This is a genomic window from Planosporangium flavigriseum (assembly GCF_011947225.1).
Lineage (GTDB): Bacteria > Actinomycetota > Actinomycetes > Mycobacteriales > Micromonosporaceae > Planosporangium > Planosporangium flavigriseum.
Map to the genome: position 1 here is coordinate 63911 of NZ_JAATVW010000011.1, position 24485 is coordinate 88395.

Genomic DNA, 24485 nt, shown 5'->3' on the forward strand with positions numbered 1-24485 from the left:
CCGTTCCTCAGTATGGCCGATGATCACGACCGAGGCCGATGGAGAGGAGAGCGCGATGCGCTGGCCCCACAGTGCCTCGCCGGCCTACCCGATCCATGTTGGATTTCTGGTCACGGCGACCGTGGCCGGCGTCGCGTACGGCCTGGCCGACGAGTCCGGACGCAACGTGGTGTACGCGCTGGTGACGGCCGTACCCGTCGTCACCTTCCTGCTCGCGCTCCGGGCACGCCATCTGCCCGACCGCTGGCCCTGGATCTTCGCCACCATCGGGCTCGTCCTGCTCACGGTGAACACCCTGATCTGGCCGACGTGGATCACCCACCACCTCGGCCGGGCCGAAGGGTCAATGGCCGACCTCGCCATCGCCAACGCCCACCTGGTGTTCATGTTGGGCGCCGGGGCGGCGCTGCGCCGGTACGCGGCCAACGACACCGGCGGGATCCTGGACGCGGCCATGTTCGGAGTGTGCGCCGGCGGCCCGCTGTGGGAGTGGCTGGTCCGCCCCCACCTCATACCCGAGGCGACACCCCTGGGCCAGGTCATGCTCCTGATGGACCTGCTGGTCCTGGGCGGCAACATCGGCTGCCTCCTGCGCATCGGAGTGACGGCGAAGAAGGCCCGTGGCCCGCTCGCCTACCTGATCATCTCCACGGCCATGACCCAGGTTTCGATGGTGATCGCGGTCCTGACGGTGCACAGCAGCCCGGTGTGGACGGCCATAACGATGATGATCGCGTACCTCGCCATCGCCGCGGCCCCGCTGCACCCGAACGCCCCGTACTGCACCATCCCGCAGGCCGCGGCCGCCCGGAACCCCGGCCATCCGCACCTCGGCTGGCTCGGTGCGGCGCTGTGCGTCAACCCGCTCATCGCGGGTGTGCAGACGGTCCGTGACGGCAACGGCGCCAGCCTGCTGCTCCCGATCGGCACGCTGATGGTGGTCCCACTGGTGCTGCTGCGCTTCCGGCAGCTGTCCCTGCAGCGGGACAAGGCAGAGCAGACGCTCGCCCACCACGCGAGCCACGACGAACTGACCGGCCTGTACAACCGGCGGCACATCGTCGGCGAGATCGACCGCGCGCTGGACGAGGTCCGGCGCGGTCGGCTGGACGGAATCGCGATCATCCTGTGCGACCTCGACGGCTTCAAGCCGATCAACGACCGGATGGGTCACCAGGCCGGCGACCTCGTCCTGCAGGCTGTGGCGTCCCGTCTCGCCGAGTGCGTACGCGCCGACGACGTGGTCGGCCGGCTCGGCGGCGACGAGTTCCTGATCCTCTGCCGGGGCGTTCCGGAGCAGGCGGTGTCCCACCTCGAGGAGCGGATCCCCGCCGCGGTGAGCATGCCGGTGCAGCTGCCGGACTCCGTCGTGAGCGTCGGCGTCACGATCGGCTGTGCGGTCGCGAGCTCCGGCAGCGCCCTCGACCGGGACACGCTGATCGGGATGGCCGACGCGACGATGTACGCGGGCAAGGCCCGCCGCCGCGGCGACGCGACCGGCTATGCCGCCAGGCACATCGCCATGGAAAGCCACTGACAGACATCGGCGGGGCTCCGATTAGTCAGCGAACGATATCCGCGGTAATCCACCGGCAGCGTGGCTGCGTCAATAAGTCAAGCACCTGGTCACGGCGCGTCGGGCATCCTGCAACCGCAGGTAGGAAGTAGACCTTCGGTCAATGCCCGAACTGATCTTCTGCTCGTACGGTTGAGATCCACAACTGCACGAGCTCGCCCCACAATCATGCGCGACCAGGGGACAGATGAGCCATCCGGTACGCCACCACACGGGGTGCGACGCGCCGACTACCGACCGTAGTCATGTACGGCCATGGCCGACAGCAGTTCGTACGCGGCGTGCGACGCGGCGATGCCGGTGATCTCGGCGTGGTCGTACGCGGGCGCGACCTCCACGATGTCCGCGCCGACCAGGTTCAGCGTGGCGAACGAGCGCAGGATGCCGAGCAGTTCCCGGCTGAGCAGGCCGCCGGACTCGGGGGTGCCGGTGCCGGGGGCGAAGGCCGGGTCGAGGACGTCGATGTCGACCGACACGTACACCGGCCGCTCACCAACGCGCTCGCGGATGCGCTCCACCACGCCGCGCGTACCGATGTCCTCCATCTCGCGCGCATGCACGATCTGGAACCCGACCTCGACGTCGTTGGTCAGGTCCTTCGAGGAGTACAGCGGGCCGCGGATGCCGACGTGCAGGCAGCCGGACTGGTCGAGCAGGCCCTCTTCGGACGCCCGGCGGAACGGGGTGCCGTGGGTGTACGGCTCGCCGAAGTAGGTGTCCCAGGTGTCGAGGTGCGCGTCGAAGTGCACCACCGCGACCGGCCCGTGCTTCGCCGCCATCGCGCGCAGCAGCGGCAGGGCGATGGTGTGGTCGCCGCCGATGGTCAGCAGCCGGCGGGACCGCTCGAGCAGGTGGCGGGCACCGCGGTCGATCTCGTTGACGGCGTCGGTGATGGAGAACGGGTTCACCGCGATGTCGCCGGCGTCGACGACCTGCTGGCGGCCGAACGGCTCGGTGTCGAGCGCAGGGTTGTACGGGCGCAGCAGCCGCGAGGACTCCCGCACGTGGGCGGGGCCGAACCGGGCGCCGGGCCGGTAGCTGACGCCGGCGTCGAAGGGGACGCCGACGATCGCGACGTCCACATCCGACACCTCGTCGATGCGCGGCAGGCGGGCGAACGTGGCCGGGCCGGCGAAGCGGGGCAGGACGCTGGCGTCGACCGGGCCGATGTTCGGACCCGAGACGACGCGGGGCTGGCTGTTGCCGGAGGCGACGCCGGGTTGATTGTCAGTCATGAAATTCCTTGAGGGCGATAGATGGGCGCGTAAAGCTCCGGGCGCCGGTCGGCGTGTACGTCGTTGTGTTCGTTGATGCGCTTGTCCAGCGCGGCATCCAGGTCGAGGTCGGCCAGCACGGTCATCTCGCGGCCGAGCGCCAGGCCGCCAACCGGCCAGCCGTCCGGGTCGAGGATCACCGTCCCGCCGACCCACTCCACGCGGCGCTCGTCGCCGACCCGGTCGGCGACCGCGATGTACATGCGGTTCGTCGCCGCCGCGGCCTGGGCCCGGATGATCTCGCTCGGGCGCTCACCGTCCGGGCGCGGCAGGCTCGGCCAGTTCACCGGCGCGCACAGCAGTTGCGCTCCGCGCACGGCGGGCAGCCGGGTCCACTCGGCGAACTCCAGGTCGTAGCAGATCATCACGGCGATCCGGCCGTACGCGGTGTCGAGGACCGGTGGCGGCGCGTCGCCCGGGGTGAACACGAGCTTCTCGCGGTCCCACAGGTGGGCCTTGCGGTACAGCGCCCGCACTCCGCCGGCGTCGACCACGACGGCCGAGTTGCGCACCTGGCCATCCGGGTCCAGCTCGCAGAACCCGCCGACGAGGACGACGTCGAGCCGGCGCGCCAGGTCGACCCAGCCGGTGACCGTGGGCCCGTCGACCGGTTCGGCGAGGGATCGCGCCTCGGCGGCGTCGGTGAACACGTAGCCGCTGTTGGCCAGCTCCGGCACCACGACGATGCGGGCCCCCGCGCTTGCGGCGGCCTCCACGGCGCGCCACACCCGGTCGGCGTTGCCGTTGACGTCCCCGATCGCTATACGGACCTGGCAGCAGGCCACCCGCACCGCCGTCACGCCGGTCACTCCGCCGGGTCGACGGACAGGTGCTCGTGCACGGCGAGCCACGCCCCGGCCGGGTCCCGCCGGAACACGATGGTCTCCCGCTCCCGCTGCTCGTCGGACTCTCCCGCGAGCCGGGTACGCACGCGGTGGGTGAACACGGCCGTGTCGGGGTCGATCAGCTGTACTCGCTGGTCCAACGAGTGGCAACCGAGGACCAGGAAGCCGTCCCGCTCCCAGTCCCGCCAGATCTCCTCGTACCGTGAACGGGAGGTGATCGTCTCGTTGGTGTTGTGGAACACGAAGCTCGCGTCGTCGGCGAAGCAGGCGAAGTAGCGGACCGCATCGTGCGAGCCGAACGCGGCCACCAGCTCCCGCGCTGCCGCCAGCACCTCGTCGCGCACGTCCACGATTACCTCCGACCAGCCACTTGCGCTATCAGTGGTGGTGATGTTGCCATGGATACAACATCGGTTGCAAGACGGTAAACAAGCCATAACCGGTGGCCTTTTTGGTCGACAATCTTCTCCGGGTCCCGATCGAGGCCCGCCAGCGGCACGGAAGGGCGATGCGGTGAAACCGGTCCCGGTCTCTCCCAGCAACGGCAAGCTCCGGATCGGAGCCCGACTTCGCGCCGCCCGCCAGCGGCAGGGGCTGACCATCGACCAGGTGGCTGCCAGCGCGGAGGTCACCAAGGGCTTCATCAGCCGGATCGAGCGCGACGAGACCTCTCCGAGCGTCGCGACGCTGGTGACCCTCTGCGAGGTGCTGTCCCTACCGATCGGCACGCTGTTCGAGTCGCCGGAGACCGCCGTCGTACGCAAGGCGGACGCCCCCCACATCCAGCTCGCCGGCGCGGGCGCCGAGGAGCGCCTGCTGACCCCGCGCGGGCAGGCCCGGCTGCAGCTGGTCCGATCGGTGATCGAGCCCGGCGGCACGGGCGGGGCCGAGCTGTACACCCTCAACTGCGAGGTCGAGGTGCTGCACGTTCTCAAAGGAACCATCGAGGTCGTGTTCAGCAGCAGCACCGAGCGGCTCAACGCCGGCGACACGATGACCTTCTCCGGCCGGGAGCCGCACAGCTGGATCAACCCGGATCCCAGTCGCGGCGCCGAGGTGCTGTGGGTCATCTCCCCCGCGCCGTGGGACATGTCGGCCTAGCCGTAACGCTGGGACATGTCGGCCTAGCAACGTCGAGCGTCAAGCCAGAACTACTCGTCCACTCGGTTGACGAGTAGGCAAGCACTGTTGACTAGGAGACAAAATCAGTTCAGCATTGGGCAACCTAGTCTGGGTCTCGCACCCCCGCTTTTTGTAGGGAGTTGTCCGATGACATCGGATTCAACGTCATCGGCGCCAGTCGCCGCGCCACTCATCGAGGTCCGCTCGATCGACTGGGTGCCCGATGAGGAACGCCATGGCCGCCTGTGGCACCAGGCACCCCTGTGGTTCCTGGGCAACTTCCAGTACTTCTCGATCCCGATCGGCTTCATCGGTCCCGCCATGGGCCTGTCCCTGGGCTGGACCGCGCTCGCCGGCGCGCTCGGCATCGTCATCGGCTCCCTCTTCATGGCGTTCCACGCCTCCCAGGGGCCGACGCTCGGCCTGCCGCAGATGATCCAGTCGCGGGCCCAGTTCGGCTACCGCGGCGTGCTCATCCCGCTGTTCGCCACGTTCTTCACCTACCTGGCGTTCAACGTGACCGACCAGGTGCTGCTCGGCGTCGGCTTGAACAGCGCGTTCGGCTGGAACGCCACTCTCGTCTCCGTCGTCGTCACCGTCGGCGCCGTGCTGCTGGCGATCTTCGGCCACGACTGGGTGCACAAGGCGTTCCGCGCCCTGCTCTACGTGTCGCTGCCACTGATGACCATCGTGACCATCGGGATCATGACCGGCCACGGCGGCGGCGCGCCCAGCGCGACCCAGTACGGGTTCAGCTGGGTGGCGTTCATGGCCCAGCTTGCCGCAGCGGCGGCGTACAACATCACGTACGCGCCCTACGTGTCGGACTACTCCCGGTACCTGCCCTCGTCGACGAAGCCGAAGTCGGTCATCGCGTCCGTGTTCTTCGGCGCCTCCGGCTCGGCGATCTGGCTAATCATCCTCGGCGGGTGGCTGGCGATCCGGCTGGGCGCGGACGACCCCTTGACCGGTCTGCAGACCGCGGGCAACAACGTGATCCCGCACCTGGGTCAAATCGTGGCGCTGCTGTCCGCGCTGGCCCTCGCGGCCACGATGGGCATGAACGCCTACGGCGGCATGCTCACCGTGCTCACCGCGGTCGACTCGATCAAGCCGATCAAGCCGACGCGCGCCGCCCGGGTGGTCACCATCCTGATCTTCGCGGTCGTCTGGTTCGCTATCGGCAAGCTCATCACGGCCGACGCGGTCAGCACCGTCACCACCGCGCTGGCGCTGATGCTCTACCTGCTGGTGCCGTGGACCGCAGCCAACCTGGTGGACTTCTTCATCGTGCGCCGCGGGCATTACGCGATCACCGAGCTGTTCAAGGTGCGCGGCCTGTACGGCACCTGGAACTGGCGGGGCCTGACCGCCTACGCCATCGGTATCGCGGCCGAGATCCCGTTCATGGTGCTACTCGACCTCGGGGGCTGGAAGTTCGTCGGCCCACTGGCCGAGGCGATGGGCGAGGTCGACATCGCCTGGCTGGTCGGCCTGGCCGTGACGGGTGTCGCCTACGTCCTGCTCAGCCGCTCGCTGGACCTGGCCTCCGAGCAGCGCGCCGAGGCCGAGAGTGACCGCGAGCTGAGCGCCGCGCATCCCGGACACCACCTGTGACGGCGCGGGCGCGGGTGCTGACCGAAGCCGGCACCCCCACCGTCGAGGCCCCGCTGGAGCTCGTCGAGCCCAGCGGGGACCTCGTGCGGGTCCGCCTGACCGCCAGCGGCGTCTGCCACTCCGACCTGCGCGTCGCCGCCGGCGAGTGGGCCGCTCCCCTGCCGATGGTGCTGGGCCACGAGGGCGCCGGGGTCGTCGAGGCGGTCGGGCCGGACGTCCGCACGCTGCGCCCCGGCGACCACGTCGCCCTGTCCTGGTACGCGCAGTGCGGTCGCTGCCGCCAGTGCCGCCAGGGGCGGGCCTGGCTGTGCACCGGCACGCAGTCGACCAGCCACCTGCTGCCCGACGGCCGGACCTCGCTGCGGGACGCCCAGGGCGCGCCCGTCCACGCGTTCCTCGGGCTCGGCACGTTCGCCGAGGCGACGGTCGTACCGGCGGCCGCGGCCGTGGCGATCCCCGCCGACGTGCCGGCCCGGATCGCCGCGCTCATCGGGTGTGCCGTGACGACCGGCGTGGGCGCCGTGCTCAACACCGCTGCCGTACGGGCCGGTGACAGCGCCGTCGTCGTCGGCTGCGGCGGGGTCGGCCAGTCCATCCTGCTCGGCCTGGCGCTGGTCGGGGCCGGCCCGATCATCGCGATCGACCTGTCCGACGACCGGCTCGCCCACGCCCGGACGCTCGGCGCGACGCACCTGCTGCGCGGCGACGACCCCGACCTGGTCGACCACGTCGCGGCCATCACCGGCGGCGGCGCCGACCACGCCTTCGAGGCGATCGGCCGGGCCGAGACCATCACCCTGCTGCCGTCCCTGGTCGGCCGGGGCGGTCAGGCGGTCCTCGTCGGTATGCCGGCCGACGGCGTACGCGCCAGCATCGACCCGTTCGACCTCGCCGACGCCGGCAAACGGGTACTGGGCTGCAACTACGGCAGCAGCGTCGCCGACGTCGACTTCCCCCGCATCGCGCAGCTGTACCGGTCCGGGCGGCTCCCGCTGGACGCCCTCGTGGGCGTCGTGCGGCCGCTCGACGAACTCGACGACGCGTTCAGCGATCTCGCGGGCGTCGTCGGGCTGCGCACGATCCTCGACCTCACCGCATAGAACCTGCAAGGAGCACCATGACCCGCCGGGTACGCAACGTCATCGACGCCCAACTGGTGGACGCCGTCGACGGCCACACCATGGACCTGATCGACCCGTCGACCGGCGAGGTGTTCGGCACCGCGCCGAAGTCGGGGCCTGCGGACGTCGAGCGGGCCTACGCCTCCGCCGCCCGGGCGTTCGAGACGTGGCGCGACACCACGCCGGCCGAGCGGCAGCGGGCGCTGCTGCGCTTCGCCGACGCCCTGGAGGCGCGCGGCGCCGACCTCGTCGCCGCCGAGAGCGAGAACACCGGCAAGCCGCTACAGCTCACCGCGGACGAGGAGCTGGCACCGGCGATCGACCAGATCCGCTTCTTCGCCGGCGCCGCCCGCCTGCTGGAGGGCAAGAGCGCCGGCGAGTACCTGGGCGGCCACACGTCCTACGTACGCCGGGAGCCTGTCGGGGTGGTCGGCCAGGTGGCGCCGTGGAACTACCCGCTGATGATGGCCGTGTGGAAGTTCGCTCCCGCCGTGGCCGCGGGCAACACCGTGGTGCTCAAGCCGAGTGACACGACGCCGGTCACCAGCGCCCTGATGGCCGAGATCGCGGCGGAGTTCTTCCCGCCGGGTGTCCTCAATGTCGTGTGCGGTGACCGCGACACCGGCCGGGCGGTCGTGTCGCACAAGACGCCGGCGATGGTGTCGATCACCGGTTCGACCCGGGCCGGGTACGAGGTCGCGGCGGCCGCGGCGGCCGACCTCAAGCGGGTCCACCTGGAGCTGGGCGGCAAGGCACCGGTCATCGTGTTCGACGACGTCGACATCGAGGCGGCGGCCGCGGGCATCGCCAGCGCGGGCTACTTCAACGCCGGCCAGGACTGCACCGCGGCGACCCGGGTGCTGGTCAGCGCGAAGGTCGCCGACGAGTTCGCCGAGGCCCTCGCCGCGCAGGCCCGCAGCATCCGCACCGGCCCGCCGTCGGACACCGCGGCGCTCTACGGCCCGGTGAACAACGCCAACCAGCTCGCGCACGTCAGCGGCCTGGTTTCCCGGGTACCCGACCACGCCCGGGTGCTCGCGGGTGGGTCGCGGGTCGGCGACCGGGGCTACTTCTGGGCGCCCACCGTCGTGGCCGGCCTGACCCAGTCCGACGAGCTGAGCCAGACCGAGGTCTTCGGCCCGGTCATCACCGTGCAGCAGTTCAGTGACGAGGACGAGGCGGTCGCATGGGCCAACGACGTCGAGTACGGCCTCGCCTCCAGCGTCTGGACCCGCGACCACGGGCGGGCCATGCGGGTGACGCGCCGGCTGAACTTCGGCTGCGTATGGGTCAACACCCACATGGCGCTGGTGGCCGAGATGCCGCACGGCGGCTTCAAGCACTCCGGCTACGGCAAGGACCTGTCGATGTACGGACTGGAGGACTACACCAGGATCAAGCACGTCATGCACAACATCGACTTCTGACGACTTACGACACGCGGTAGCTGATCAACGTCGACCGCGGCGCAACCGGTTCAATGGAGCGACCGAAGCGAACATGGAGAAAATGAAGTGAGCAGTGTTCCTCAGCAGCGCCTGCTGCGTACGGAGATCCCTGGCCCGCGTTCCCTCGAACTACAAGCCCGCAAGAGCGCCGCGGTGGCGTCCGGTGTCGGCACGACCCTGCCGGTCTACATCGAGCGGGCCGGCGGCGGCATCCTCGTCGACGTCGACGGCAACCAGCTCATCGACTTCGGCTCGGGCATCGCGGTGACCTCGGTCGGCGCCTCCGCGCCGCGCGTGGTCGACGCCGTGCGCCAGCAGGTCGGCGACTTCACCCACACCTGCTTCATGGTCACGCCGTACGAGGAGTACCTCGCGGTCTGCGAGACCCTCAACGAGCTGACCCCTGGCGACCACGAGAAGCGCACGGCGCTGTTCAACTCCGGCGCCGAGGCGGTGGAGAACGCCATCAAGATCGCGCGCCACGCGACCGGCCGGAGCGCCGTCATCGCCTTCGACCACGCGTACCACGGCCGCACCAACCTCACCATGGCGCTGACCGCCAAGTCGATGCCGTACAAGCACGGCTTCGGCCCGTTCGCCGGCGAGGTCTACCGGATGCCGATGGCGTACCCGTACCGCTGGCCGACCGGCCCGGAGAACTGCGCCGAGGAGGCGTTCGCGGCCTTCGTCGAGCAGGCGCACGCCCAGGTCGGCGAGTCCAACGTGGCGGCCGTCATCGTCGAGCCGATCCAGGGCGAGGGCGGCTTCATCGCGCCCGCGCCGGGCTTCCTGCGCATGGTGGCCGACTGGTGCCGCGAGCACGGCATCGTGTTCATCGCCGACGAGATCCAGTCCGGTTTCTGCCGGACCGGCGACTGGTTCGCCATCAGCCACGAGGGCGTCGTCCCCGATCTGATCACCACGGCCAAGGGCATCGCCGGCGGCCTGCCGCTGTCGGCGGTCACCGGCCGCGCCGAGCTGATGGACGCTGTGCACGGCGGTGGCCTGGGCGGCACGTACGGCGGCAACCCGGTCGCCTGCGCCGCCGCGCTCGCCGCGATCGAGACGATGCGCGCCGAAGACCTGGCCGGCGCGGCCAAGCGGATCGAGTCCATCATGGTCCCCCGGCTCCAGGCACTGGCCGCCAAGCACGACGTCATCGGCGACGTCCGGGGCCGCGGCGCGATGATCGCCATCGAGCTGGTGCAGGGCAACGGCTCGAAGACGCCCAACCCCGCGCTGGCAGCTGCGATCTCGGCCGCGTGCCACGCCGATGGCCTGGTCACGCTCACGGCCGGCACCTTCGGCAACGTGCTGCGCTTCCTGCCACCGCTGGTGATCGGCGAGGCCCTCCTCAACGAGGGCCTCGACATCATCGAGGGCATCGTGGGGCGGCTCGCATGAGCGCGGGACTGCCTGCCGGTACCCCCACCGATCAGTTCATCGGCGGCGCCTGGACCCAGGGCGAGCAGGGCGACTTCGCCGTGCTGAACCCGTCGACCGGCGAGGAGATCGCCCGCGTGCCGCGCGCGGGTCAGGGCGACGTGGCCCGCGCCGTCGAGGCCGCCTCGGCGGCGCTGCCCGGGTGGTCCGCCACCGCGCCGCGCGAACGGGCTGAGGTGCTGCGCCGCGTGTTCGAGCTGATGATCGCCCGGCGCGAGGACCTCGCGTACCTGATGTCGCTGGAGATGGGCAAGTCGCTGACCGACGCCCGGGGTGAGGTCACGTACGCGGCGGAGTTCTTCCGCTGGTTCTCCGAGGAGGCCGTACGCATCGGCGGTGAGCTGCGGACGGCGCCGTCGGGCGGCAACCGGATCCTCACGTTCAAGAAGCCGGTCGGGGTGGCGCTGCTGCTGACGCCGTGGAACTTCCCGGCCGCCATGGCGACCCGCAAGATCGCCCCGGCGCTGGCCGCCGGCTGTACGGTGCTGCTCAAGCCGGCCGAGGACACCCCGCTGACCGCGCTCGCGATCGCGCAGCTGCTGGCCGAGGCCGGCGTACCGGCCGGCGTGGTCAACGTGCTGACCACCGACCGGCCCGGCGAGCTGGTGGAGTGGGCCCTAACAGACTCCCGGGTACGGAAGATGTCGTTCACCGGCTCGACCGGGGTGGGTCGGGTGCTGCTCAAGCAGGCGGCCGACCGGATCGTCAACGCGTCGATGGAGCTGGGCGGCAACGCGCCGTTCATCGTGCTCGACGACGCCGACCTGGACGCGGCGGTCGAGGGCGCGATGCAGGCCAAGATGCGCAACGGCGGGCAGGCCTGCACCGCGGCGAACCGGTTCTTCGTCCAGCGGGGCGTCGCCGACGCGTTCGCCGACAAGCTGGCCGACGCGATGGCCGCGCTGCGCATGGGGCCGGGCACCGACGAGCAGACCCAGCTCGGCCCGGTCGTCAACGCCAAGCAGGTCAACGGCATCGCCCAGCGGGTCGAAGAGTCCGTCGCGGCCGGTGCGAAGGTCCGCCTCGGCGGAGCCCGGCACGACGGGCCGGGCTTCTTCTACCCCGCCACCGTGCTCACCGACGTCCCGCCGGACGCGCCAGCGGGCAAGGACGAGATCTTCGGCCCGGTCGCGCCGATCATCGGAGTCGCCGACGAGGACGAGGCGGTACGGCTGGCCAACTCCACCGACATGGGGCTGGCCGGTTACGTCTACACCGGTGACCTGGCCCGGGGCCTGCGGATCAGCGAGCGGCTCGAGGTCGGCATGGTCGGCCTCAACCGCGGTCTGATCTCCGACCCGGCCGCCCCGTTCGGCGGGGTCAAGGAGTCCGGGCTCGGCCGGGAGGGCGGGTACGAGGGCATCGAGGAGTACCTCGAGACCACGTACGTCGCCACCCAGTGGTGACCACCTCGACAGAGTGAGCTAGCCCCTCGGGGCCGGTCGGCGCGGACGCGCCGACCGGCCCCGAGCCGCATTATCACGATCAACTGTCGTGACTACGGCCACACCCAGGAGCTGTGGCTCAGCTCAATTTCGTTCAACCGCATGATCGTCTAGCCGATCTTGTTTTAGTCTGCGCAAGTTGTCCTCCGCGAGGGCGCCAGAAGTGAAGGGTCGGCCCGATGACGCACGGTTGGAGACGGACAGTCTCCGCGACACCGGTAGCCGCCGTCGCCGTCGCGGCATACCTGGCGATCCACCTGATCCACCCCGGCACACCGGCGCTGACCACCGCCCTCAGCCGCGGGCTCGCCATCGCGCCCGCCCTGGTCAGCGGCCTCCTGTGGCTGCGGGCGACCCGATGGGCATCCGGCCGCGCCAAACTGGCGCTGTGGCTCGCCGGCGGCGCGATGCTCGGGTGGGCGGCCGGCGAGGTCGTCCGGATCGGCGACTACCTGCTCTACGGACCGCGCGCCGGCGCGCCGCTGCCCGCGCACCTCCTCTTCCTCGGCAGCACGCTGCTGGTCCCGATAGCGATGCCGCTCCTATTCGGCACCCGGCGATCCAGGAGCGTCCGCACCCTGCTCGACGCGCTGCTCATCGCCGCCGGCACGCTGTCTGTGGCCTGGGCCGTCGCGCTCGGCCCGGCCTACCACGCCCGGGGCGGCGGCCCCGACGCGCTGGTGTCGTTGCTCTACCCGCTGGTGGACGTAGCCTTCATCGCCCTGATTCTCATCCTGGTCCGCGACGCCGCGCCCGTCCTGCGCACGCCCGCGGCGCTCGCCGGGGCCGGGCTGATGCTGAAATGCGCCAGCGACTTCGCCTCGTCCTACTTCTCGGTGCGGGCCACCCATCCGCAGGGCATGTTCACCGACCTCGGCTGGCTCCTCGCGTTCGTCCTGATCGCCCTCGCGACGCCAAGCCGCCACGAGCTCGCCGAACTGGCGGAAGGGGCCGACGGCAAGTCCACCTGGCTGTTCCTGCCGTACGTGCCGTTCGTCCTCGCGCTCAGCACCACCGCCGCGCTGTTCGTGCTCGAGAACGGGCAGATTGATGCGATGCAGTACGCGCTCAGCATGGTGCTCGTCGTACTCGTCGTGCTCCGGCAGCTCGTCGTGCTGCACGACAACCGAACCCTCGCCCAACGGCTGAAGCAGACCGTCGAGGACCTCAAGTACCGGGCGTACCACGACCCGCTGACCGGGCTGGCCAATCGCGAAAAGTTCATGGAGACCGTCGAGCACGCTCTCGCGCCCGCCGCCGGCGCCCAGATCGCGGTGCTCTACATCGACCTCGACGGGTTCAAGCCGATCAACGACACCTTCGGCCACGCCACCGGCGACCACACCCTGACCGTGGTCGCGGAGCGGCTGAATCGCGCCGCGCGCGAGAGCGACATCGTGGCGCGGCTGGGCGGCGACGAGTTCGCCGTCCTGCTGCCGGATCTCCACTACGCCCCCGACGCGCACAGCGTGGCGCAGCGCATCCAGTCCTCGCTCGACCAGGACATCGACATCGACGGCGAACCCGTGCGCGTGGGCGCCAGCATCGGCGTCGCGTACGGCCGCGCCGGCCGCATCGGCCTCGGCGAACTGCTCCGCAACGCCGACGTGGCCATGTACGCGGCCAAGGTCCAGGGCCGTCGCCGCACGGTCGCCTTCGAACCGCACCTGCTGTCGAAGCGCCCGCTCGGCCACGTATCCTGACCGCCCTGCGCCGCCCTATCACGACCGGCTGGCGCATCGGCAGGTGCACTCGCCCGCTGTGACGGCTCTCCCTTCCGGTCAGCCTCGGAGCCACGCCGCCGATATTTCTTCAGTTAGTGCAATGTCGCCCTCGGCCGGAGGCGGCACAACTGGAGGGTCGGGTGCATGGCGGCGGGTCGGGTACAGCGGATACCAACGGCCGCCCTCGCCGTCGCGGGTTTCGTGGCCATCCTTGTCGTCCGGCCCGGCTCACCGACCATGACGGCCACCCTGACCGGCGTCCTGACCACCGGGGCCGCCGTGCTCGCCGCCGCCGTGTGGCTTCGCGCGGCCCGGTGGGCGACCGGACGGGCCAAGCTGGCGCTGCGCCTGCTCGGCATCGCCATGCTCGGATGGGCCGCCGGCAGCGCGACCTGGATCAACGGCTACCTGACCAGCGGCATCGACAGCGCCACGAAGATCCCGCCGCTGGCGGAGATCATCTTCGCGGTCTCGATGCTGCTGGCCCCGCTGGCCATGGTGATCCTGTTCGGCAACAAGCGGATGTTCAGCATCCGTACGGTGCTCGACGCACTGCTGATCGCCAGCGCGCTGCTGTACGTGGCCTGGGCCGTCGTCCTGGGCCCGCTATACCACGCGCGGCGCGGCAGTCTCACGCTCAGCGCGCTGGCCTACCCGCTCGCTGACGTGGTCATCGCGAGCCTGGTCCTCATCCTGATCCGCGACGCCGCTCCCACGATGCGCGTACCGGCGCGGCTCGTGGGAGCCGGCGTGATCCTGATGTGCGTCAGCGACAGTACCTACGCGGTGCTGTCGGCCGAGGGCGCCTACCGGCCAGGAGGCTTCGGCGACCTCGGCTGGTTCCTCGGGTTCGCGGTCGTGGCCGTCGCCGCTCCGCGCCGGCACGAACTCGCCGGTTCGGCCGCGGTGGACGAGGACGAGTCGAGCTCTTTCCTGCTGCCGTACCTGCCGTTCATCCTCGCGCTCGGCACCGCCGGGGTGCTGTTCGTGGTCAAGGGCGGGCAGATCGAGCCGACCCTGTACGTCATCAGCACCGTGCTCGTGATCCTGGTCGTGGTCCGTCAGCTGATCGTGCTGCGCGACAACCGGGCGCTCACCGACCAGCTGGAGAAGGCTGTCGAGGACCTCAAGTACCGGGCGTACCACGACCCGCTGACCGGGCTGGCCAATCGCGAAAAGTTCATGGAGACCGTCGAGCACGCTCTCGCGCCCGCCGCCGGCGCCCAGATCGCGGTGCTCTACATCGACCTCGACGGGTTCAAGCCGATCAACGACACCTTCGGCCACGCCACCGGCGACCACACCCTGACCGTGGTCGCGGAGCGGCTGAATCGCGCCGCGCGCGAGAGCGACATCGTGGCGCGGCTGGGCGGCGACGAGTTCGCCGTCCTGCTGCCGGATCTCCACTACGCCCCCGACGCGCACAGCGTGGCGCAGCGCATCCAGTCCTCGCTCGACCAGGACATCGACATCGACGGCGAACCCGTGCGCGTGGGCGCCAGCATCGGCGTCGCGTACGGCCGCGCCGGCCGCATCGGCCTCGGCGAACTGCTCCGCAACGCCGACGTGGCCATGTACGCGGCCAAGGTCCAGGGCCGTCGCCGCACGGTCGCCTTCGAACCGCACCTGCTGTCGAAGCGCCCGCTCGGCCACGTATCCTGACCGTCTCCCGCCCGACCCCAGGGTTCCCGTCGGCATTCATTCATGTTGCTTGCGGACCTGCCAACGTATGTGCATATGGTGCAACGTTACTGAGGCCGATTGTCAGAGGGGGCGAGCACGATGGCGGAAGGGCGGGGACGGGGCGGGCGCGCAACCGTGGCCGCCGTTGGCGCCGCGGCGGTCGTCGGCGTCGTCGGCGCCGACCCCGGCTCACCCGCGCTCATGGCCACTGTCAGCGGCTGCGCCTCGACCACGGCTGCCCTCGTCTCCGGCGCCCTGTGGCTGCGCGCCGGGCGCTGGGCCTCCGGCCGCGCCAAGCTGGGGCTGCGGCTGCTCGGGGTCGCCATGTTCGGCTGGGCTGCCGGCGACGCGGTCTGGGTCGGCGACTACCTGGTCAACGGAGGCGACGATCCGACCATCCCGCCGCTGGCGAACGTCGGCTTCACGGTCACGATGCTGCTCGGCCCGCTCTCCGTCGCGCTCCTGTTCGGCAGCCGGCGGGTCGCCCGCGTCCGTACGGTGCTCGACGCGCTGCTCATCGGCACCGCCCTGCTCTACATCGCCTGGGCAGCCGCGCTCGGCCCGATGTACCGCGCGCAGGGCGGTGGCCTCGGCGCGCTCACCTCACTGAGCTACCCGCTCGCGGACGTGGTCATCGCGACGATGGTCCTCATCCTGGTCCGCGACGCCGTTCCCGCCATCCGCACCAGCGCCGAACTCGCCGCGACCGGCCTGATTCTGATGTTCATCGGCGACGGCGGCTACGCCTACCTGTCGGTGCAGGGCACCTACCAACCTGGACACCTCGCCGACCTGGGCTGGTTCCTCGGGTTCGTGGTGGTCGCCGTCGGCGCTCCACGCCGGCACGAACTGGCCGGCACTGCCGTGCTCACCGACGACCAGCCACGCCGACTGTTCCTGCCGTACGTGCCGTTCCTCCTCGCGTTCGGCACCGCCGTCACGCTGTTCGTGACGCGGCGGGGCCAGGTCGAGCCGGCGCAGTACGCGCTCAGCATGGTGGTCGTGTTCCTCATCGTGGTCCGGCAGATCGTGACCCTCAACGACAACCGGACGCTGACCCGGCAGTTGGAAGGTGCGGTGGACGACCTCCGGTACCGGGCGTACCACGACCCGCTCACCGGCCTGGCCAACCGCCACATGTTGATGGAAGCGGTGGAGCGCGCGCTCGCCCCGGAGACCGGCGCGCAGCTCGCCGTGCTCTACATCGACCTCGACGGGTTCAAGCCGATCAACGACGCGCTCGGCCACGCCGCGGGCGACCGGGTCCTGGTGGTCGTCGCCGACCGGCTGACCGGCGCCGCCCGCTCGGATGACGTGGTGGCACGGCTGGGCGGCGACGAGTTCGCCGTCCTGCTTCCCGAACTGCAGCACAGCGCGGACGCCCAGGCTGTGGCGTCGCGGATCCAGGCCGCACTCCAGAGCGGAATCGACCTCGACGGTCACCCGGTACGGGTGGGCGCCAGCATCGGCGTCGCGTACGGGCAGGCCGGCCGCATCGGCCTCGGTGAGCTGCTGCGCAACGCCGACGTGGCGATGTACACGGCCAAGGTCCAGGGCCGCAGCCGTACGGTCGTGTTCGAGCCGGAACTGCTGTCGCGCCTCCCGCTCGACCAGGCCTCCTGAACCGGACTGACCCCGGTCAGAGCAGTGTCCTGCTGCTGTCCGCCTCCGACCAGCTGACCAGCTGACCAGCACCAGCGTCGCGTCGTCCGGCAGCGGCCCGTACTGGTGGTCGAGCACGTCGTGGGACAGCCGCCGGAGCGTCTCGGGTACGGGCAGCCCGGCGGCCGCGTGCCGTTCGGCGAACTCGACCAACCGGTGCAGACCGAACTCCTCGCCGCGCTCGTCGCGGGCCTCGGTGATTCCGTCTTGCCGCCCCGCAGCAGCACCGGCGGCGGGTGCCCGGCGTTGACATCGCGCACGACGCCCGTGCCCAGGTCGAACTCTGCCAGGACCGCGGTGGCGAACCGCTGGTCGCGGAACCTGGAGCAACTGCGGGCGGCCATCACCGGAATCCTCGCCGAGTCGGGGGTGACCGATCTGGTCGTCGACCTCGAGTCGCTGGACTTCATCGACTCCACCGGCGTGCAGGTGCTGCTGGGTGCCAAGCAGACGGCGGCTGACCGGGGCGTCGGATTCTCCGCGAACAACGCGCAGGGCACGGTCCTGCGCATCCTGATGCTCCTCAACCTGCACGAGTTCCTCGCCGGCCCCACCCGGACCTGACCCATGACTTCGCGGCCTTGGGTCCTAGCACCGCAAACTCTCGGTGATCATGGACGGTTCAGCACTCGATGACGTTGACGGCGAGCCCGCCGCGCGCTGTCTCCTTGTACTTGATCTTCATGTCCGCACCGGTCTCGCGCATGGTTTTGATGACCTTGTCGAGCGAGACGTGGTGCTCGCCGTCTCCGCGCAGCGCGATCCGCGCGCCGGTGATCGCCTTGATGGCCGCGACGGCGTTCCGCTCGATGCACGGGATCTGGACCAGCCCGCCAACCGGATCGCAGGTCAGGCCGAGATTGTGCTCCATGCCGATCTCGGCGGCGTTCTCCACCTGCTGGGGCGTACCACCGAGCACCTCGGCCAGCCCGGCAGCGGCCATGGAGCAGGCAGAGCCGACCTCCCCCTGGCAGCCCACCTCGGCGCCGGAGATCGACGCGTTCTCCTTGAACAACACGCCGATGGCGCCGGCGGTGAGCAGGAACCGGACGACCCCGTCGTCATCGGCGCCGGGAACGAACCGCAGGTAGTAGTGCAGGACGGCCGGGATGATGCCGGCCGCGCCGTTGGTCGGCGCGGTGACCACCCGGCCGCCGGCGGCGTTCTCCTCGTTGACGGCGAGGGCGTACAGGACGATCCATTCCATCGCCGACAGACTGTCGTCGCTGCCAGCGGACTGCTCCAGCGATCGGCGCAGCGCCGCCGCCCGCCGCCGTACCTTCAGGCCCCCGGGCAGTACGCCTTCCCTGTTGCAGCCGGCCTCGACGCACTCCCGCATGACCTTCCAGATGCCGAGCAGGCCGGCCCGGATCTCCGCCTCGCTGCGCCAGGCCTTCTCGTTGGAGAGCATGATGTCGCTGATGGACAACCCGGTGGCGGCGGTGTGCGCCAGTAGTTGCTCCCCGGTGGTGAACGGGTAGCGCAACGGCGTCTCGTCCGGCTTGATCCGCCCTAGCCCGGCCGCCGACTCGTCCACCACGAAGCCGCCGCCGACGGAGTAGTAGGTCCGCTCCGACAACACCGACCCGGCGCCGTCCAGGGCACGGAAGCGCATGCCGTTCGAGTGGTACGGCAACGACCGGCGCCGGTGCAGGGTCAGGTGCGCGTCCTCGGTGAACGCGATCGGGTGCCGGCCGAGCAGCCGCAACTCCCCCGCCGCACGGATCTCGGCGAGCCGCTGCTCGGCGCCGTCCGGGTCGACCGACTCGGGCTGGTGGCCCTCGAGTCCAAGGAGCACCGCCTTCGGCGTGCCGTGGCCATGGCCGGTGGCGCCGAGCGAGCCGAACAGTTCCGCCTCGACGCTCACCGTGTACGGCAGCAGGCCGTCGGAGTCGAGCGACTGGGCGAAGGTCGCGGCGGCCCGCATCGGCCCGACCGTGTGCGAACTGGACGGGCCGATCCCGATCGAGAACAGATCGAAGACGCTGAGCCTCATGAGATGGCGAGCTTAGCGTTGACCCAGTCGTGGAAGGCACCGATGTGGTGCTCGGACGGGACCAGGACGCCACCGTTCGCGTACGCCCGGGAGTTCATCGCCGGCTGGCACCGCTCACAGGCGTCGAAGTCCTGGACGTTCACCCGGTGGAACAGTTCGACCGAGCGGCTCACGTCCTTGCCGGACGCCACCACCTCCTTGGAGTACAACCAGTCGCACTCGACGATCGTGCGATCTTCGGCCAGCGGGTACATCCGGTGGAAGATGATGTGGTCGGGCACCAGGTTGATGAAGACCTGCGGCTTGATGGTGATGGCGTAGTAGCGCCGGTCCTGGTCGTCGGTCACGCCGGGCAACTTGTCGAAGCCCTCGCTGCCGTCGACGGTGAAGCCCTTGATCTGCTCGCCGAACTCGGCGCCGTGGCCGACGTAGTACTGCGCGGCGTAGCCGTCGGCGAACTCGGGCAGCACCTCGGTGAGCTCCGGGTGGATCGTCGCGCAGTGGTAGCACTCCATGAAGTTCTCGACGATGAGCTTCCAGTTGGCCTTCACGTCGTACGTGATGCGCTTGCCGACGTCGAGGTCCGCGACCTCGTACGCGTCGATCGCCTCGAGGTTGCCCAGCCGCTCGGTCACCGCGCCCAGCACGTCGTCGTCGAAGGACGGCGGCTCGTCGGCCAGGCACACCCAGGCGTACCCGAGCCACTCGCGCAGGTGGACGTTGACCAGCCCGTACTCGACGCGGTCGATGTCGGGCATCTTCGTGAGGTTGGGGGCGGCGACGAGCTTGCCGTCGAGCCCGTAGGTCCAGGCGTGGTACGGGCACTGGAACGCGCGCTTGACCTCGCCGCTGTCCTCGGTACACAGCTTCGCCCCGCGGTGGCGGCAGATGTTGAGGAAGGCGCGCAGTTCTCCGTCGCGGCCGCGGACGACGAGGACGCTCTCCCGGCCCACCTGCACCGACTTGAAGCTGCCGGGGTTGGGCAGGTCGCTTGAGCGCACCGCGCAGAACCACATGTTCTCGAAGATGCGCGACTGCTCCAGACCGAAGATGGCCGGATCGGTGTAGTAATGGCCGGGCAGCGTCGGGATGAGGCTGGAAGGCAGGCTGGTTGCGGTCACGGTGACACCTCGAGATGGTCGGAAGTACGGTTAGCTGCGGATGCGCTCCATCTGCGCGTCGAACAGGGGTTCCGCCGCGACGGTCGCCGGCAGTTGGGCGCCGAAATACCCGATCGTGACGCCCGTTCCGGGCACGGACGCGACGGCGGGGAGCCAGGCGTAGGCGACGGTCCGCCCGATGCTGTACCCGTACGAGGCGCTGGTGACGTAGCCGGCGGGCACCCCGTTCACGTACACCGGCTCCTTGCCCATGACCACCGCGGCCGGGTCGTCGAGGGTCAGGCAGGTGAGCCGCTTCGACGCGGTCTCCTCGGACCGGCCGTCGATCGCGGCGCGCCCGATGAAGTCACCTTTGTCCATGCGGACGGCGAAGCCGAGGCCCGCGGAGTACGGGTCGTGCTCGGTGGTGATGTCGGTGCCCCAGGACCGGTACCCCTTCTCCAGCCGGAGGCTGTTGAAGGCGCTGCGGCCGGCGGCGATGACACCGTGCTCCTGGCCGGCGGCCCACAGTGTGTCCCACAGCTTCAGACCGGCGTCGGCGCTGGTGTAGATCTCCCAGCCGAGTTCGCCTACATAGGACAGCCGCATCGCGGTGACGGGAACCTCGCCGAGGTACGCCTTCTTCGCGCGGAAGTACTTGAAGCCGGCGTTGGAGAAGTCCTCGCGGGTGAGCGGCTGCACGAGGTCGCGGGCGCGCGGGCCCCACAGGCCGATGCAGCAGGTGCCGCCGGTGATGTCGCGTACCTGTACCGAGCCGCCGGCCGGCAGGTGCTGGCGCATCCAGTCCTCGTCGAGCGGGCCGTTCGCGCCGACCTGGAAGACATCCTCGGCGAGGCGGGCCACGGTCAGGTCGCTGCGCACGCCGCCGTCGTGGCCGAGCATCAGGGTGTACGTGACCGAGCCGACCGACTTGGCGAGGTTGTTCGTGGTCAGCCGCTGCAGGAAGGCCAGGGCGCCGGGGCCGCTGACCTCCAGGCGCTTGAGCGGGGTCATGTCGTACATGGCGACCCGGTCGCGGGTCACCCTGGCTTCCGCGGCGGCGATGGGCGACCAGTAGCGCTCGGACCAGCTGTCCCGGTCGGGACCGTCGAGGCCGTCGAGCAGGCCGGCGTTCGCCTCGTACCAGTACGGCCGCTCCCAGCCGGCGCCCTCCAGGAAGAAGGCGCCAAGCTCCTGCTGGCGGACGTAGAACGGGCTGGTCCGCAGCGGCCGGGGCCGCTCCATCGGCTGGAGCGGGTGGATGATGTCGTACACCTCGATGAAGTTCTGCTTGCCGCGCTCTTCGATGTAGTCCGGCGCGAGCTGGACCTCCTCGAAGCGGTGCAGGTCGCACTCGTGCACGTCGGTCCGCGGCTGGCCCTCGACCAGCCACTCCGCCATGGCGCGCGCGACGCCCGCGGAGTGCGTCACCCAGACCGCCTCGGCGACCCAGAAGCCGGACAGCTCCCGGTGCTCCCCCATGATCGGGCCGCCGTCCGGGGTGAAGGAGAAGATGCCGTTGAAGCCCTCCTCCACCTTGGACTCGGCCAGTTCCGGCAGCAGCTCGACGCTTTCGGTCCACGCCTTCTCGAAGTCCTCCGGCGTGAACTCCAGGACGCTCGGCATGACGGGCGCATCGGCCGGCGACAGGATGTCGTCGACGTCGACCGGTATCGGCCGGTGGCCGTAGTAGCCGATGCCGATGCGGTCGCCGTGCTCGCGGTAGTACAGGTCCTGGTCCTGGTGGCGCAGGATCGGCTTGCTGGCTTCGAGCACCGGATCGTTGACGCCGACCAGGGAGGCCACCGGGCCCGTCTTCGCGTACTGGTGCGCCAGCGGCAGCAGCGGGATCGTCAGCCCCACCATCCGGCCGATCTTGGGGCCCCAGAAGCCGGCGGCGCAGACCACGATGTCGGCGGCGATAAAGCCCTGGTCGGTCTCGACGCCGGTGACCCGCCCGTTCTCCTGGCCGATGCCGACGACCGTCGTCTCGCCTCGGAAAGTCGCGCCGCGCTCCATCGCCCGCCGGGCCTGCGCCTCGACCGCGCGGGTCGCCTTGGCGAGGCCGTCGGTCGGCACGTGGAGACCGCCGAGGATCTTGCGCGGGTCGAGCAGGGGGTGCAGCGCGGCGCACTCCTCGGGGCTGAGCAGACTGCCCTCGACCCCCCACGCGGTCGCCCACCCGTGCTTGCGCTTCAGGTCGGCCCAGCGCTCCTCGGTGGTGGCGACCTCCAGGCCGCCGAGCTGCTGAAAGCACCACTCCCCGTCGAGGGTGAGCGAGCTGAGCTTGCGGACCGTGTACGAGGCGAACTCCGTCATCGTCTTCGACGAGTTCGTCTGGAAGACCAGTCCGGGGGCGTGTGAGCTCGACCCGCCGGTGGCGAAGAGCGGCCCCTGGTCGACCACGGTCACGTCGGTCCAGCCGCGCTCGGTCAGCTCGTCGGCGAGCGCCGAACCGACGACTCCCGCACCGATGATCACCACACGAGGGGGCTTGGTCATGGGGGTCCTTTCCAAGCGTCTGGTTGTCACCCGACCCTGCGTTCCACGGCGTTGGTGTTTCTTAAAGCGCAACGACGAGTGGAATACGCAACAGCATGCGGCAACGGGTACGGCCAGTCAATAGGGGTACGTGTCGCTCGATCGGGGTGGCGACCGCACGCAGCGGCTAGCGCTGGCGGGCCAGCATCGAGCTCGCGTGAGGGTGTCCTCGGTACGATCCCCAGTTGTGAAGGCATCGGAACGGTCGGCGTACGAGATCGCTCCTTACGGGGCCTCCGATTGGCCGCGGTTCCGCGACATCCGACTGGAGATGCTGGCCGACACGCCGCTGGCCTTCATCGAGACGCTCGCCAGCGCTCGCCGGCACAGCGACGACGACTGGCGGGAACGGGCAGCCTGGGCCGACGAGCCGCATCAGCTGGGGCTGGCCGCCATGCTCGCCGACTCCGGCCGCTGGATCGCCCACGCCCGCTGTTCGAGCGTTCCGGACCTGGACCAGCGGGCGTTCATCTTCAGCGTCTACGTGGCGCCCGCCTTCCGCGGGCGGCGTGTGGCTGACGACCTGTTCGACCGGGTCGAGCGATGGGCCCACGAGGAAGGGCATCCAGCCCTGTTCCTGCACGTTCACGAGGACAACGCGCGAGCCATCGCGTTCTACCGGCGGCGCGGGTACGACTTCACCGGGGCGCGGGAGCCGTACGCGCTGGACCCGGCCCAGACCGAGCTTGAGATGCGCCTGCCGCTGCGGTGACCCGGCCCCACGAACGCGGGGACGCCGACATGATCGTGTCCGACACCTCGCTGTTCGACCTGGCGTACCTCCCCGCGTAACACCCGGCGGACTGGCCGGTCATAGGAGCGGGAGACCGTTCGCGTGGTGCGCGAGCAGGCGGCGTACGCCGAGTTCCCAGACCACCAGTTGGCCGGACAGTATCTCCTCGTGCGACTCCGGCGGCGGCACCGAAAACGGTGACAAATCGCCTCGCACGACAGGGGCCACCGAGTTCACGTCCAGCGCGGCGAGCCGGAGGAGATCCCTGCGGGAGAGGCTCCGAGCGTCTCGTCCGACGAGGTCAAGCACCCGGTACGCGTCTACGTCGCAGCCGTTCGGCACGGCCAGCGTGTACGTCTCGGTGCCGGGAAGCCTCTTCTGCTGCGAGTCGTTGCTCAAGGCTACCGTCACGGCGACGACCCGGGAGCCACCGTCCGTTGTGAGCATGAGCCGTGCCGCCGTCTGGAATCCGCCGACAGAGTCGCCGTACCGGTAGCCCGTTGCCCACGGCGTGGTCCACTCTGCCCGGGCCGGCCGGCCGTGCGGGTCGCGGTGGGCATCCGGGAAGCCCGCCGGGAGGCTCGGTAGGCACGCGCAGACGATCCAACCGTCCACTACGGACGGCGTCTGGGGTTGCTGCGGCGCCCAGTCGTCCGGCGGGATGACTGGGCGCCGCCGGAAGAGCCCTCGCCCGGTGCGGGCGCGGGCCGTCGTGTCATCCTGCCCTCTGGCCGGATGGCGCGGTTCTGCATTCGTCGCCCGCACGGTGGGAACCCCCGCCTGCGACAGGCGGCGGGAAGCGGCCGGTGTCCACTCCGTCAGGAGCAGGACGAACCGAGCGTCGGCGCTGGCGATCTGAGCATCCAGGCGGGCCTGCGCAGCGCGGTCGGTTTGGGTACGAGCGGCCACGGCATCGGCGTGAGCGAAGATGTCGTCCAGATCCATGCTTCCCGGTCCCTACGCAAGAAGTCAGCGGTGCTGGTTCGGTGAGGATGCCCGAGCCGGAGGTACGAGCGTATTCGCCAACCCGGACCTCGTCGGTCGACCTGTCGGGTTCCGGACGACACCGATCCCGACGCGTAGGCACGAAATAGGGCGGGAACGTCGGCGGTTACGTCCATCGGGACGCACCCGGAAACAGCACGCCACGGTCCG

General features: G+C 70.3%; 19 protein-coding genes and 1 pseudogene. 12 read left to right on the forward strand and 8 right to left on the reverse strand.

From position 1 onward, the window contains the following. Positions 1-19: 19 nt before the first annotated feature. Positions 20-1537 carry a GGDEF domain-containing protein gene (locus HC028_RS28165; RefSeq protein ID WP_168078209.1) on the forward strand — a complete coding sequence of 506 codons (1518 nt, stop codon included), beginning with the start codon at positions 20-22 and terminating at the stop codon, positions 1535-1537. 269 nt (positions 1538-1806) lie between these two features. On the opposite strand, the gene speB is transcribed toward HC028_RS28165, so the two are convergent. Genes speB through HC028_RS16425 form a run of 3 tightly spaced genes read right to left on the reverse strand, consistent with a single transcriptional unit; the run spans position 1807 to position 4045 of the window. Next, positions 1807-2811 carry an agmatinase gene (gene speB / locus HC028_RS16415; protein ID WP_168078210.1) on the reverse strand — a complete coding sequence of 335 codons (1005 nt, stop codon included), beginning with the start codon at positions 2809-2811 and terminating at the stop codon, positions 1807-1809. After that, on the reverse strand, positions 2808-3650 hold the full coding sequence (locus tag HC028_RS16420; RefSeq protein ID WP_168078211.1) for a nitrilase-related carbon-nitrogen hydrolase: 843 nt from the start codon (positions 3648-3650) through the stop codon (positions 2808-2810). The genes speB and HC028_RS16420 overlap by 4 nt, the downstream gene beginning before the upstream one ends. A 5-nt stretch (positions 3651-3655) precedes the next feature. Beyond that, a complete protein-coding gene (locus HC028_RS16425) occupies positions 3656-4045 on the reverse strand; it encodes a YybH family protein (protein ID WP_203981432.1) in 390 nt (129 codons plus the stop codon). A gap of 163 nt (positions 4046-4208) precedes the next feature. Between HC028_RS16425 and HC028_RS16430 the strand changes: the two genes are divergently transcribed. From HC028_RS16430 to HC028_RS28500, 9 genes are all read left to right on the forward strand, one after another. Next, complete coding sequence (locus tag HC028_RS16430; RefSeq protein WP_168078213.1) at positions 4209-4796, forward strand: helix-turn-helix domain-containing protein; 588 nt, start codon at positions 4209-4211, stop codon at positions 4794-4796. Positions 4797-4964: 168 nt separating this feature from the next. Then, positions 4965-6434: a purine-cytosine permease family protein gene (locus tag HC028_RS16435; RefSeq protein ID WP_168078214.1), complete on the forward strand. Its 1470-nt coding sequence runs from the start codon at positions 4965-4967 to the stop codon at positions 6432-6434. After that, positions 6431-7534: an alcohol dehydrogenase catalytic domain-containing protein gene (locus HC028_RS16440; RefSeq protein WP_168078215.1), complete on the forward strand. Its 1104-nt coding sequence runs from the start codon at positions 6431-6433 to the stop codon at positions 7532-7534. The genes HC028_RS16435 and HC028_RS16440 overlap by 4 nt, the downstream gene beginning before the upstream one ends. Before the next feature lie 17 nt (positions 7535-7551). Then, complete coding sequence (locus HC028_RS16445; protein ID WP_168078216.1) at positions 7552-8982, forward strand: gamma-aminobutyraldehyde dehydrogenase; 1431 nt, start codon at positions 7552-7554, stop codon at positions 8980-8982. A gap of 87 nt (positions 8983-9069) precedes the next feature. Then, positions 9070-10407: a 4-aminobutyrate--2-oxoglutarate transaminase gene (gabT, locus tag HC028_RS16450; protein WP_168078217.1), complete on the forward strand. Its 1338-nt coding sequence runs from the start codon at positions 9070-9072 to the stop codon at positions 10405-10407. Next, positions 10404-11852, forward strand: a complete 1449-nt coding sequence (locus HC028_RS16455; RefSeq protein ID WP_168078218.1) for an NAD-dependent succinate-semialdehyde dehydrogenase — start codon at positions 10404-10406, stop codon at positions 11850-11852. The genes gabT and HC028_RS16455 overlap by 4 nt, the downstream gene beginning before the upstream one ends. Positions 11853-12070: 218 nt before the next feature. Next, positions 12071-13594, forward strand: coding sequence for a GGDEF domain-containing protein (locus HC028_RS16460; RefSeq protein ID WP_168078219.1), 1524 nt, complete (start codon positions 12071-12073; stop codon positions 13592-13594). A gap of 165 nt (positions 13595-13759) precedes the next feature. Next, positions 13760-15277 (forward strand): GGDEF domain-containing protein, encoded by a 1518-nt coding sequence (locus HC028_RS16465; RefSeq protein WP_168078220.1) that lies wholly within the window; start codon positions 13760-13762, stop codon positions 15275-15277. Positions 15278-15433: 156 nt separating this feature from the next. Continuing rightward, positions 15434-16921, forward strand: coding sequence for a GGDEF domain-containing protein (locus HC028_RS28500; RefSeq protein ID WP_168078221.1), 1488 nt, complete (start codon positions 15434-15436; stop codon positions 16919-16921). A 117-nt stretch (positions 16922-17038) separates the two neighbouring features. On the opposite strand, the pseudogene HC028_RS28725 reads toward HC028_RS28500, so the two are convergent. Continuing rightward, positions 17039-17370: pseudogene (locus tag HC028_RS28725) on the reverse strand (SpoIIE family protein phosphatase); the annotation flags it as partial. Here HC028_RS28725 and HC028_RS28730 point away from each other — a divergent pair. Further along, positions 17258-17524, forward strand: coding sequence for an STAS domain-containing protein (locus HC028_RS28730; RefSeq protein WP_373314016.1), 267 nt, complete (start codon positions 17258-17260; stop codon positions 17522-17524). The pseudogene HC028_RS28725 and the gene HC028_RS28730 overlap by 113 nt on opposite strands. A gap of 58 nt (positions 17525-17582) precedes the next feature. Here HC028_RS28730 and HC028_RS16480 read toward each other — a convergent pair whose 3' ends face one another. The 3 genes from HC028_RS16480 to HC028_RS16490 are packed head-to-tail and all read right to left on the reverse strand — an operon-like array spanning position 17583 to position 22558. Continuing rightward, positions 17583-18956 (reverse strand): L-serine ammonia-lyase, encoded by a 1374-nt coding sequence (locus HC028_RS16480; RefSeq protein ID WP_168078223.1) that lies wholly within the window; start codon positions 18954-18956, stop codon positions 17583-17585. After that, positions 18953-20077 (reverse strand): aromatic ring-hydroxylating oxygenase subunit alpha, encoded by a 1125-nt coding sequence (locus tag HC028_RS16485; RefSeq protein WP_168078224.1) that lies wholly within the window; start codon positions 20075-20077, stop codon positions 18953-18955. Before HC028_RS16485 ends, HC028_RS16480 begins: the two co-directional genes overlap by 4 nt. Positions 20078-20107: 30 nt before the next feature. Further along, on the reverse strand, positions 20108-22558 hold the full coding sequence (locus tag HC028_RS16490; protein WP_168078225.1) for a GcvT family protein: 2451 nt from the start codon (positions 22556-22558) through the stop codon (positions 20108-20110). 226 nt (positions 22559-22784) lie between these two features. On the opposite strand from HC028_RS16490, the gene HC028_RS16495 reads away from it, so the two are divergent. Beyond that, a complete protein-coding gene (locus HC028_RS16495) occupies positions 22785-23309 on the forward strand; it encodes a GNAT family N-acetyltransferase (RefSeq protein ID WP_203981561.1) in 525 nt (174 codons plus the stop codon). A 99-nt stretch (positions 23310-23408) separates the two neighbouring features. Here the strand turns inward: HC028_RS16495 and HC028_RS16500 are convergent, their stop codons facing one another. Further along, a complete protein-coding gene (locus tag HC028_RS16500; RefSeq protein WP_168078226.1) occupies positions 23409-24275 on the reverse strand; it encodes a hypothetical protein in 867 nt (288 codons plus the stop codon). Positions 24276-24485: the final 210 nt, after the last annotated feature.

Excerpts from the sequence above, each read along its gene's own strand:
- HC028_RS28165 (WP_168078209.1), top strand. The coding sequence starts at position 20 with ATGATCACGACCGAGGCCGATGGAGAGGAGAGCGCGATGCGCTGGCCC.
- speB (WP_168078210.1), bottom strand. The coding sequence starts at position 2,811 with ATGACTGACAATCAACCCGGCGTCGCCTCCGGCAACAGCCAGCCCCGC.
- HC028_RS16435 (WP_168078214.1), top strand. The coding sequence starts at position 4,965 with ATGACATCGGATTCAACGTCATCGGCGCCAGTCGCCGCGCCACTCATC.
- HC028_RS16445 (WP_168078216.1), top strand. The coding sequence starts at position 7,552 with ATGACCCGCCGGGTACGCAACGTCATCGACGCCCAACTGGTGGACGCC.
- HC028_RS16455 (WP_168078218.1), top strand. The coding sequence starts at position 10,404 with ATGAGCGCGGGACTGCCTGCCGGTACCCCCACCGATCAGTTCATCGGC.
- HC028_RS16460 (WP_168078219.1), top strand. The coding sequence starts at position 12,071 with ATGACGCACGGTTGGAGACGGACAGTCTCCGCGACACCGGTAGCCGCC.
- HC028_RS16465 (WP_168078220.1), top strand. The coding sequence starts at position 13,760 with ATGGCGGCGGGTCGGGTACAGCGGATACCAACGGCCGCCCTCGCCGTC.
- HC028_RS16480 (WP_168078223.1), bottom strand. The coding sequence starts at position 18,956 with ATGAGGCTCAGCGTCTTCGATCTGTTCTCGATCGGGATCGGCCCGTCC.
- HC028_RS16490 (WP_168078225.1), bottom strand. The coding sequence starts at position 22,558 with ATGACCAAGCCCCCTCGTGTGGTGATCATCGGTGCGGGAGTCGTCGGT.
- HC028_RS16500 (WP_168078226.1), bottom strand. The coding sequence starts at position 24,275 with ATGGATCTGGACGACATCTTCGCTCACGCCGATGCCGTGGCCGCTCGT.